At 38.5% G+C, this 11,897-nt stretch carries 7 protein-coding genes; 5 read left to right on the forward strand and 2 right to left on the reverse strand.

The window, feature by feature from the left end:
- The first annotated feature begins 894 nt into the window (after positions 1 to 894).
- Complete coding sequence (locus IWX76_RS14110) at positions 895 to 1,647, forward strand: GNAT family N-acetyltransferase (RefSeq protein ID WP_196860621.1); 753 nt, start codon at positions 895 to 897, stop codon at positions 1,645 to 1,647.
- Between the two features lie 13 nt (positions 1,648 to 1,660).
- Here IWX76_RS14110 and IWX76_RS14115 read toward each other — a convergent pair whose 3' ends face one another.
- Together IWX76_RS14115 and IWX76_RS14120 are read right to left on the reverse strand one after the other, a co-directional pair.
- Positions 1,661 to 2,851 carry a hypothetical protein gene (locus tag IWX76_RS14115; RefSeq protein WP_196860623.1) on the reverse strand — a complete coding sequence of 397 codons (1,191 nt, stop codon included), beginning with the start codon at positions 2,849 to 2,851 and terminating at the stop codon, positions 1,661 to 1,663.
- Positions 2,852 to 2,856: 5 nt separating this feature from the next.
- Entirely contained in the window at positions 2,857 to 4,248 is a 1,392-nt protein-coding gene (locus IWX76_RS14120; protein ID WP_196860625.1) for an SEFIR domain-containing protein, read from the reverse strand.
- Positions 4,249 to 4,412: 164 nt separating this feature from the next.
- On the opposite strand from IWX76_RS14120, the gene IWX76_RS14125 reads away from it, so the two are divergent.
- The 4 genes from IWX76_RS14125 (at position 4,413) to IWX76_RS14140 (ending at position 11,743) form a co-directional block, all read left to right on the forward strand.
- The gene (locus tag IWX76_RS14125) at positions 4,413 to 5,780 is read left to right on the forward strand and encodes a hypothetical protein (RefSeq protein ID WP_196860627.1); all 1,368 of its coding nucleotides are present in this window, start codon (positions 4,413 to 4,415) and stop codon (positions 5,778 to 5,780) included.
- Between the two features lie 248 nt (positions 5,781 to 6,028).
- Positions 6,029 to 7,615, forward strand: a complete 1,587-nt coding sequence (locus IWX76_RS14130) for a type I restriction-modification system subunit M (RefSeq protein WP_196860628.1) — start codon at positions 6,029 to 6,031, stop codon at positions 7,613 to 7,615.
- A gap of 2 nt (positions 7,616 to 7,617) precedes the next feature.
- Positions 7,618 to 8,859, forward strand: a complete 1,242-nt coding sequence (locus IWX76_RS14135; protein ID WP_196860630.1) for a restriction endonuclease subunit S — start codon at positions 7,618 to 7,620, stop codon at positions 8,857 to 8,859.
- A 16-nt stretch (positions 8,860 to 8,875) separates the two neighbouring features.
- Positions 8,876 to 11,743: a type I restriction endonuclease subunit R gene (locus IWX76_RS14140; RefSeq protein ID WP_196860631.1), complete on the forward strand. Its 2,868-nt coding sequence runs from the start codon at positions 8,876 to 8,878 to the stop codon at positions 11,741 to 11,743.
- The last annotated feature ends 154 nt before the right edge of the window (positions 11,744 to 11,897 follow it).

Consider the following 11,897-nt stretch of genomic DNA (forward strand, 5'->3'; position numbering starts at 1 on the left):
TATGTTACAAATTTATTAAATATTTGTAACAATGGGAATGAATTTAAGGATTATATCGGAGCCTGTTTTCTAACTGTTTCAAGAGAAACGCTATTTATAATGCCAAGTAGAATGTCACTCAACAGATCGATATAATTATCTTACTGACCAAACAATTAACCATTAGCTACTTGAAACAAACATAAAAGCCTTAGATTTCTCTAAGCTTTTGGCGCGCCTAACATAATGCTGGGCACGAACCAATTCCTTTCTGATTATCAGTTGCTGCGAATTTAGGAAAGTTTATTAAAACCTAAAACAACATAAGTTTAGGCATATTTCAGTGCTGGGTTATTACAGAACATTTGTCCTAAAATGGCACCCCAATTGGGAAAGTCATCTTGGCTTGAATTCCCACACAGAACACCACATTAACATTAATGTGAAATCTTCATTGAATATCTTGAAGAGGTGATCTGTTAGTTCATGTCTGATTTATATAACTTTGACGAAAACAAATATATGCTTAATGATACCCAAAGAATTTATAACAAGCATTATTAAAAAACTGACATTGCAGAACTGATTTCCGAATTAGTTGACTTAACACCTAACTGCTCACGATTGAGATCTTCCAGTTTTTTTCCCATCCTTCATTACAGCATCGCCAGAAAAACAGATATGAAAATGCTTCAAATGTAAAAAGGGTGGCGACGCGATGGACTCATTGTTAAATTATAGAAAGCCAACTTTCCTGAAGCCGTCCACTTTCTAGCTGAAAGATTTAAAATCGAAATACCAGAGGTTTAACTTCACCTATGCAACTTAACGTAAATCATATTTATTTTGAGCACTGGAAAGAAAACTGGAGCGATTAATGGTCAGTCATACAAGTGATCAACAAGCCAAAACCATATGAAAGAATCAAACCACAATCAGATCACCATTTGTTTTAGTCCAACAACTGATGAGCTAACCGAAATCTATCGATGGCTGGAAGAGGAAGAACGTTTAGAGAAATATGCAGGATTCTACTGCAATTGGGATAGTATCATATATTCATTTGAAAGAAAAGAAATAGCGATTATTAGTGATATGGGATCTCCAGTTGGTTTCATGAGTTGGATACTGGCAGAGAAAACTGCCAAAATTCAGTTGGCCGAAATCAAACCAGGCCATAGACAGCAAGGCTTAGGAAAAAAGTTAACTAATACTGTCCTTGATCACTTTAGAAATCATGGAATTTTCGCAGTGAAGTTACATTGTCAACCTCAAACATCAGAACAGGCATGGAAGAAAATTGGCTTTAAGAACTTTCCTGAGGTTGAAGAAATGCAATTTCTTAACAATGAAGAAGAAGGCCGCCAATTGTACCAGATCCTGGTTCCTCATCAAGAGGTGACCGAACGTGCAGACGCTCATGAAACTTTAGAGCTATGGCCTGTTGGATCGCATATGAGTGACAACATTCCTTCCAAATGGATTTTCAATATTGAGTATAGCCCAAACGGGGCACTTGCTAAACCGATCATTGCCCCCGCAAAACATAAATGGAATATATGCTGGAAAAAAGGTAGTGAGGTTATTAAAAATGACAGCATCAAGTACTTCAGCAAATCAGAAATACATTTTGACATTTTTTTGCTCATCACTGAATTCAGCCAGTAAATCTAAAAACCGCTCAGGGATGTTTATCGCAATTGTATGGCCAGACCGTTAAATTTGTGTCGCCTTGTTTTATTAGAAAAGCCTCCATTTCCTTTGAAACCGGAGGTTCCACGTAAAAATCCTTGAAACGTTCACGAAATAATTGCCATCTTCTGGATAAGTGACCATTCCTGCGCTCCATTGGGCAAATCCAAACCCATTGTAAAGCCCATATTTCTGCACAGCCAGTTTCTGTTCGGTTACGAAACGAACATGCGCCGACGATTCTGTCTGAAATATCGCTGAATAAATACCCATGAACATATGGATCATCTTCGCCTTCAGCGCCCCACATAATGGAATCATAGCCCATCTCCCTATTGAAGGCTCTGGCACGAATAAACATTTCTTTGTGTTTCCATTTCGGTGAATCAGAACGTACTAGTTCCGGCTCAGAGCTGTTCAAGCGCTCAGTGTTAAATCTTTTACTGGGTTCCGGCCTGAGGTAGAGCATAACTTTTTTATGCGCCTGCCGATGCTGACAATTGGCATCCGGATCTCCTTTTTCATACAAAAAACCGCATTCTGGGCACTTCACAGTTACCGGATGGGGCATCTTGCGAAATCTTGGTGCAGTGGAAGTTAGCATTGTAACCCTACTTTCAGAATCTAACATTGCCTCAACCTTAAAACCCGAAATAGACGTGCATTTCTCGCCTCTGCCATGCATTATCTCTGCGCGTTCACCAAATATTAATCGTAGTGGTTGATCCTTATGTCGCAAAGAATGATAGCGCATTACGTTCAGTTCACAACCGGTGAGCATTGTAGGTTTTTGGGATTTTAAATTCGGAAGAATCAAATCAACCAAACGATCTGGGAAAGTCATAAATCCAAGCCTTTCCAGAATAATCAAGACATAAGCCGCCTCCTCTACCCGAATGCCTTCAAAAAAAGATGTATTGGTTTGCCTGGAACGTGGAGTAAAGCAAATTTCTTCTAATTTTACATCCAGTAACTTCAAGACATCCCTGCATCTGTAATTCAGTCTTGAGTCCAAAGCATCCAACACATCTTCAAGGTCACTGACAAATGCCCATCCCGAAGTGGCGAACTTATTGAATAACCGATCAACTGCATATAATCTTGGGGGTATAGCCCGACGATGTAGTGCCTCCCAAAGATCAGACAGGAGCCCATAACCTGCGTTAACAAACTGTTCCATCAAAATTACGACTTAAAAAGATCCGGAGAGATCGGTACAGCTTCCGCATAACTTTCGCCGCCAGGGTGAATTTTAATTAGTTCTTTTGCAGGAAATTCCCGTTCGACAGGGCCATGTTCATTAAACACTTCTACCTTAATAATAGCGTCCATAATTTTCAAGATATTTTGGTGTTCTACCCTTAGTAAAAACCCTACGGTCTGAACCCTTTGTCCGCGATACATTTTCCCTTCGTGGGAATGCTGATAAATAACGTAGCCTTCGTGATCTGCGTCTAAGTAATGATTTAAATCAAGTTCTTTTGGAAGTTTAATGATATAACTAAAACCTTCTATAGTGCCAGCAGTCGTGTTCAAAAATTCAAATTTCAAATTGAAACTTATGTCTTTATATTTCCCAGCTGCCAGACCTGAGTCTCCGGTGGGCTTGATAATTGGAGTAATGGAAATCGCCTCTGTAAGGGCTGCTGCCGCTACTACATCGGTAGCAGAAAAAGGCCGCGCCACCCTAATAGGCAATTCTCGCGTTACCTTAGCAACTTCTGCAAATACATAACCCTGGTGATCTAATAACTTTTCATAAAGCTGGGTCATTCCATCTGGGTTGGAAAGATCAACAATATCCCTTCCCTTAAAACCGTAAGGTATGATGCTATTATCACGCCCACCAAAACTGGCCAGTATATACTTATTCGGATGGTCGTTGATGTCATTAATCATCAGCTCATATTCTGTACCTACCCCACCAGAAAATCCATCGGCCTTATTTTTAAAGCCTTTGGATAGAATGACAACAATTTTTGGGAAATTATGCATGGCTTGGTACATCATTTTTACAAAATCAATGGATGTTTCCTTCTGACTCAACCCTTTGTCCATATGTGCGTCGAAGCCTCCTGGTGTTCTCAAATGATTGACAAAGTCAAACACCTTCTCTTCATGTTCCTTTGTGTCCCAGCTATAGGAAACAAAAACCTGAATGGCCCCTGGCTCACTGCTTACGACATCTTCCGTTTCTCCCATAAATTCTTCTTCTATTTCAAAAGTTGACGCTCCTGTTCCACTATCAAACCTTTTGACTGGTGAATATTTTACGGATCTGTTACCCTGCAGTTCTTTTTTTTGCTCAGCAAGCTCTGCTTTTCTAAGCGTTTCCTTTTTCTTTATCAGAGTTTCCTTTTTGCTGCGCTTTTGCTTTTCCAAGTTATTGATAGACGTAGCAAAACCTAGCATCTCTTTCCTGTACCTCATGACTTGATCATTTTTACTTTTAATCAAAGAAACAGAAGTATTTTTATTGATTGTACGCAGCACACTATTGATCTTGGCGTCCCGGTCCATCATTTTCTTTTGTTCCGTATAGATTTTGTCGTCCAGACGCAGAATTTCCTTTTCCAAGGTGTTGATTTGAGAATGATAACTAGATATTGACATATTGTTCCAACTAAAATTTAAAGATAAGAATTTACAAGTTCCGCATTCTGTACGAGAAATTGATTATATCCAGGATTTGAGCATCGATTAACAGTTTTCTTCTATTTATTGAATAATTTAGCTTTCATATGTTTGAAATAATTAATTGTCACAGCAAGCTTAGTTTGGCGACGAACGACTTTACCTTAATATTAATGGGAATGAATGATGCTGGGTTAAAATCGGTCATCTGGCAATCTAAGGTTTCATTCTTAGCCGCAGCAGGAATTACCACGTTTAACAAAAGGATTTTAGATTGGATAGGATACTATAATATTAAGAGAGAGACTTCATTCATTTACCGCGCTGATATTTTTGTGGAAGGGCAAGAAATTATATATATTGTTAATGAATCAGCGGGCAATTCTGATCCTTACAGGCGAATAGAAATTGGAGTCATTTCGGAAAATAAGGATACAGCGAAGCAAATATTAATTAAATACGTAAACCACTTTAAAGATTCCTTAAAACTAAAAATAGACGGGCGACGAGTTCGGCACATGGATTTGGCTTGGTATAAAGCTAACGAAAATGACCTGGTTGATACGCATGTAAGTTACTACAGAAGCTTTAGTTATCCCTCAATTAGCGAAACCGATTCCCAAGCTGCCACACAATTAAATGATCCAGAAGCACGGGCAATTCTTCGGAAAATCTCTGAACAGGATTTATCCAAAAATCTGGATATTAAAGGTGAACATAAAGAGACTGTCCTAAAAACCATTGAGAAGCTGATATCATGGGATTTGGTTATTCCTAAAATCCTCATTTTCTGTAGAAAAAATGCAGCTGCAATCGCAGTGATACAATCACGAGATGAAATCACCGGCTCGAACGCAGTTGGAGTACGCTGCCCGCATTGCGGAAGAAAGTTTTCCGAGGAATTGATCAAAGAAAGCTATATGATCAGCGATCTTGGAAAAAAGATGACTAGAGGAAGCCATTGGATGACCATTTTAATTACGAATACTTTAATTGCTAGTGGTATACCGAAAAAAAACATCATTTGGAATCTAACTGAAGATAGCGAGGAAGTGGACTGCGTAGTCCAATTCAAAGATCAAGTATGGATTTTTGAACTTAAAGACCGGAATTTCGAGTCAGGTGATGCTCACCCCCTGACATATCGGGCGGTTAAATTCAAGGCAAGTAAAATAATTGTTTTTACCACTGGAAAGGTTACAAAAGATGCACGCAATGTATTTAAGGATATGTCACGTAATTCCAGAATTGATGGATTATATGGTATACCGACTTATATCGAAGGCATACTCCCGCTTAAAGCTGCTATTGATACCATGGTAAAAAACGAAACCATTATGCATGTAAGTAAAAAGGCAAAAGAGATCAGTCTGCTAGCTGGAATGGATTTCTCTCCTATTTTTTCTCACATATTAGGAGATTATAGTGTGGACATCGAGAATGGACGTAAAGAAAACGTCAATATTTTTCGCTAACAGAAATTGTAACGGCATCAAATTGACGGGGCCAAGAGTAAAGAACTTAATCGAGTGACAACTTAACATGTGAATTCAAGCCAAGGAGTTTTCCTTGGCTTGAATTCATTCCCTAGCAATCCGATTTTCAAGGTGCAAAGATCAAGAGACAAACAAACTGATTTACAGCTGTTCAACTAAAGTTTACATTCCCCTATTGTAAGCAGGCATTTAAATTTTGATATTGCATCGAATACTAGTAATAAATAATGTCTGAAGACCAAAAAAAACAACTTGAGCAGCAGCTCTGGAATATAGCCAACACCTTACGTGGCAAGATGGATGCCGATGAATTCCGCGACTACATTTTGGGGTTTATCTTCTACAAATACTTAAGTGAAAAAATGCTGATTTACGCTAATGAGATTTTGGAAGAGGACGGCATTACCTACCAAAGCATAGATGAATCTTCTACAGAAGGCAAAGAATACTTGCAAGCAATACATGATGAGGCAATTAACAAATTGGGTTACTTCCTAAAACCTTCAGAACTCTTCAGTGAGGTGGCACGTCGTGGAAATGCTAATGCTGAGGATGCTCAGGGAGAGGGTCAAAGTAATTTCATTCTCGGCGACCTGACAACAATTCTTCATAATATTGAACAAAGTACCATGGGTACTGACAGTGAAGATGATTTCGATAACCTGTTCGAAGATCTAGACCTTACATCTACTAAGCTCGGCAGAACGGAGAGCGCAAAAAACGAACTCATTTCTAAGGTGCTCGCCCATCTCGATAAAATAGATTTTAAACTTAAGGATGCTAATGCTGATGTACTGGGCGATGCCTATGAGTATTTAATCGGTCAATTTGCTAGTGGGGCTGGTAAAAAAGCTGGAGAGTTTTATACTCCTCAACAAGTATCTATTGTACTCGCTAAGATTGTGGCTACAGGCAAAACTAAACTGAAGTCTGTATACGATCCAACCTGCGGCTCTGGGTCTCTCCTATTGCGCGTGGCTAAAGAAGTAGAACAGGTTTCCAGCTTTTATGGGCAAGAACTCAACCGTACTACTTATAACCTTGCCAGGATGAACATGATTCTTCATGACGTTCATTACCGAAATTTTAATATCAAACAGGATGACACTTTAGTGCATCCGCAACACCTAGATCAGCAGTTTGAAGCAATAGTTGCTAACCCACCCTTCTCAGCTCACTGGAGTGCAAGCTCCCTTTTCATGAGTGATGATCGTTTTAGTCAATACGGCAAACTAGCACCTTCAAGTAAGGCAGATTTTGCTTTCGTACAACACATGATTCATCACCTAGCTGAAAACGGCACTATGGCTGTCGTTTTACCCCATGGTGTGCTTTTTAGAGGAGCGGCTGAAGGACATATTAGAAAGTTCTTAGTTAAAGACAGAAATTACTTGGATGCTGTAATTGGCTTACCCGGAAATATTTTCTACGGCACTAGTATACCGACCTGTATTTTAGTGTTTAAAAAATGCCGTAAAGTCGACGATAACATTTTGTTTATAGATGCCAGTCAGCACTTTGGTAAAGTGGGCAATCAGAATTTCTTACGCACAGAAGATATTGAAAACATTATTAATACTTTTCGTGACAGATCTTCTTCTTTGAAATACAGCTACACAGCTACTTTAAAGGATGTTGAGGAAAACGACTACAACCTAAACATTCCTCGTTACGTAGATACATTTGTGGAAGAAGATTCTATTGACATAATTTCAATTTCAACAAAATTACAAGCAATTGAAGCAGAGATTAGAGATACAGATAATGTGATTTCGGGTTTTTGTAAGGATCTGGGAATTAATACACCGTTTTAACTATGGAGGAATTCAATAATTCACCTGCCATCAGATTTTCTGAATTTAGGGACACTTGGTCATATCACACTTTAGGTCAGCTGTCCAAAGAAGTAATGTATGGAATGAATAGTTCAGCCATTGATTTTGATGGAGTGAACAAATACTTAAGGATTACAGATATAGATGAAGAATCTAGAAGATTTATCCCTAAGCCGTTAACTTCACCAGATGGAAATATCGAGGACAAGTATAAGCTTAAAGAGGGTGATATTGTATTTGCTCGAACAGGTGCCAGTGTAGGAAAAAGTTATCTATATAAAAAAGAAGATGGTAATGTGTTGTTTGCAGGATTTTTAATCAAATTCTCGCTTTGTGGAGCTCATCCAGCTTTTATATATTACCTTACTCTAAGGGATCAATACATGAGATGGTTGAAATTGATGTCAATGAGGTCAGGTCAACCTGGGATTAATGCGGAAGAATACAAGTCACTTAAATTACTCATTCCTAATCTATCTGAACAACAAAAGATCGCAGCTTTCCTTACCGCTGTGGATGATAAAATTCAACAGCTCAGGAAGAAGAAAGCATTGTTGGATCAGTACAAGAAAGGCGTTATGCAGCAAATTTTCAATCAGGAGATTAGATTCAAAAATAATGAGGGAAACGAGTTCCCAGAATGGGTGGAGAGAAAATTAGGAGAAATAACTGAAGTTACCAAGTTAGCTGGATATGAATTCACTAAACACGTCCTTTACAAGGACTCCGGCAAGACAATCGCTTTGAGAGGGTTAAATATTAAATTTAACACACTAGATTTAAAGGACGTAAAGTATATTGACGACAGTGATTTCAGTAAATTAAAACGAAGCAAACTGTATATAAATGACATCATGTATACGTATGTGGGAACAATTGGAGAAGTTGCTTTAATTCAAGAAAATGACAGATTTTATTTGGCACCGAATGTTGCACGTATTAGAGTCCTTACTGAAGAAGTTAGTCCTTCATACTTATTGCAATATTTTAATCTAGATACATTTAAAGACAAAGAGGTGAAAAATTATATTGCTACTAGCTCTCAACCCGCATTGTCGATGGAAAATATACGAAAATTCAGAATTAAATTGCCGTGTCCTCTTGAACAAACGAAAATAGTAAACTTCCTTTCCTCTATTGACAACAAAATTAACCATGTAAATCGACAATTGGAACAGACTAACCAATACAAAAAAGGCTTAATCCAAAAAATGTTTGTTTAAAATTAACGCTCTCACTATGACCACCCAATCAGAACAAGTACTAGAAGAAAACCTCGTTAAGCAGCTCAATGAATTAGGCCATGAAGCCGTTACCATTAAAGACGAAACCGCGCTACTTGCCAACTTAAAAAAACAACTCGAAAAGCATAACCGCACCAAGTTCTCCCCTGCTGAATTCGCCAAAATACTCAACCAGTTAAACAAGGCAAGTAGCGTGTTTGAACGAGCAAAGATCCTCCGTGATAGGTATGCCCTATCAAAAGATGACGGCACCACCGAGTACGTGCAATTCATCAACCAGGAACACTGGTGCAAAAATGAATTCCAAGTCACCAATCAAATCACAATAGAAGGTAGTTATAAAAACCGCTACGATGTAACCATTCTCATTAACGGATTGCCTTTAGTCCAGATAGAGCTTAAAAGAAGAGGCTTGGAATTAAAAGAAGCCTTTAATCAGATCAATCGTTACCACAGGCACTCCTATGGCTCTTCTGATGGCTTATTTTTATATGTTCAGTTATTTGTCATCAGTAATGGGGTTAACACCAAGTATTACGCGAACAACCGGATAACAGATCTCAATTTCAAGCAAACATTTTACTGGGCAGATAGGGAAAACAAGAACATAACCCAGTTGGAATCCTTTGCTGACATCTTCCTAGAGCCATGTCACCTGGCGAAGATGGTAACGAAATACGTCGTGTTAAACGAAACCAATAAAGCACTTATGGTATTGAGGCCTTATCAATACTTTGCAGTGGAAGCTTTGCTTGATAGGGTTAAGACCAGCAAGAAAAACGGCTATATCTGGCACACCACGGGTTCAGGAAAAACACTTACATCATTTAAGGCCAGTCAGCTGTTGATGGACTTACCGAAAGTGCATAAGATTGTATTTGTAGTCGACCGTCGAGATCTGGATTACCAGACAAATAAGGAGTTCAACAGCTTTAGTAAAGGTAGCGTTGACGAAACCGAAGACACACAATCACTAGTATCGAAGTTTACTGATGATACTAAATTAATCATAACAACCATCCAGAAGCTAAACAATGCTGTGTTTAACAAACGGTATTATAGCAAGATGGAGAAACTCCAGAATAAGCGTATCGTTTTTATTTTTGATGAATGCCACCGCAGTCAGTTTGGTGACACTCATAAGCGCATTAAAAACTTTTTCAACAACCACCAAATGTTTGGATTTACCGGTACTCCTATCTTCGCGAAGAACGCCGTAGGAAACGCTAACGGTAAGAGGACGACCACTGAATTATTTGACGATTGCCTTCACAAGTATGTCATCACTGATGCAATTGCGGACGACAATGTATTGAAGTTTTCAATTGAGTACGTTGGTCGCTATAAAGACAAATTAGACAAACCCACCTATGTAGATATTCCTGTAGAAGACATAGACACAAAAGAGCTCTTGGAGAGCCCTAAACGTCTGGAGAAAATCACTGACTACGTGATCGATAATCATGACCGTAAAACACATAGCAAGACCTTCACAGCGATGTTTTGTGTCAGCAGCATAGAAACACTTACAAAGTATTATGAGTTGTTTAAAACGAAAAAAGAGGAAGGCAAGCATAAATTAAGGATTGCTACTATATTCTCCTACGGTGCAAACGAGGACGATAAGGACGCAAACGGTATTATTGAAGAAACAGACATTTTCGATATGGCCGCTGAACCATTGGAAAGTTACAAAACTCAACACAGCCGCGACGTCCTGGAAGGTTGCATAGCAGATTACAATGCAATGTTTGGCACCAAGTTCAGCACCAGGGATAGTCACTCTTTCTACCTTTATTACAATGATATTGCTAAAAAGGTAAAGGAAAAACAGATTGACTTACTTTTGGTAGTCAATATGTTTCTCACTGGGTTTGACAGCAAGACTTTAAATACACTCTACGTAGATAAAAACCTGAAATACCATGGTTTAATTCAGGCTTTTTCACGTACCAACCGTATTTTAAACGAATTGAAATCTCAAGGGAACATCGTTTGTTTCCGTAACTTAAAAGAGGCCACAGATGAGGCCATTGCACTTTTTTCAGATAAAAATGCAAAGGATATCATCGTCATGGAACCATACGAGGATTATGTTGCCAAGTTTAACAAGGCTTATGCTGAGTTGATGGAGATTACACCAACAGTAGATAGTGTAACAGATTTAACCAGTGAACGGGAGAAAATGCTCTTTGTACAAGCGTTCCGTAATTTGATACGCATCAACAACATCTTAACAAGCTTTGCAGACTTTAAGCCTGAAGACATACAAATGGATCCACAGGAGTTTGCTGATTATAAGAGTAAATACCTGGATATTTATGAAAGTTCAAAAGGGCCTGATAAAGAAAAGGTGTCTATACTAGATGATGTAGACTTTGAGTTAGAGTTGATCCATAGAGATGAAATCAACGTAGATTACATTTTAGCCCTCCTTGCTAAACTTACTGGTACAGATGAAAAGGAGAAAAAGCGAAATGAGAAACAGATTAAGGATCTTATTGATGGAACTGTTCAGCTTCGTAGTAAAAAGGAACTTATCGAGAAGTTCATTGCTGAAAACATCCCTCACATTCAGAAAACCGACGACGTAACTAAGCAGTTTGGCCAATTCTGGACTAAAGAGAAGGTAGCTGCTTTTGAAGTCCTGGTCGCTGAAGAAGGTCTTAAACCTGCAGAGCTTCAAAAAGTAATTGAAAACTACCTGTATAATGAGCGCACTCCTCTACGAGAAGATATCGTTAATGCCTTACAGGAGAAACCTAAATTACTGGAGCGCCAGACCAAAGTACCCAGGGTTTTAGAAAAGATCGTGCATTACGTTAAGACGTTCTTTGACGGTGTAAACGAAAAAGCAGCTTAATTGACGGTAGATGAATGACCACCGTCTAAACATATTTGGAAGTAAGATAAAATAATTTTATATCTGTAAGGTAATGAATTATCCTCAACGCAATTATCGGCCTGAAGAATCTCTACTAATACCTATTTTAAAACAATCAAGTAAACCATGCAGT

Source organism: Pedobacter sp. CAN_A7 (genome assembly GCF_015752175.1).
Taxonomy (GTDB): Bacteria; Bacteroidota; Bacteroidia; order Sphingobacteriales; family Sphingobacteriaceae; genus Pedobacter.

Coding starts and splice junctions, on each gene's coding strand:
- IWX76_RS14110 (WP_196860621.1), top strand. CDS start 895: ATGAAAGAATCAAACCACAATCAGATCACCATTTGTTTTAGTCCAACA.
- IWX76_RS14115 (WP_196860623.1), bottom strand. CDS start 2,851: ATGGAACAGTTTGTTAACGCAGGTTATGGGCTCCTGTCTGATCTTTGG.
- IWX76_RS14125 (WP_196860627.1), top strand. CDS start 4,413: ATGTTTGAAATAATTAATTGTCACAGCAAGCTTAGTTTGGCGACGAAC.
- IWX76_RS14130 (WP_196860628.1), top strand. CDS start 6,029: ATGTCTGAAGACCAAAAAAAACAACTTGAGCAGCAGCTCTGGAATATA.
- IWX76_RS14135 (WP_196860630.1), top strand. CDS start 7,618: ATGGAGGAATTCAATAATTCACCTGCCATCAGATTTTCTGAATTTAGG.
- IWX76_RS14140 (WP_196860631.1), top strand. CDS start 8,876: ATGACCACCCAATCAGAACAAGTACTAGAAGAAAACCTCGTTAAGCAG.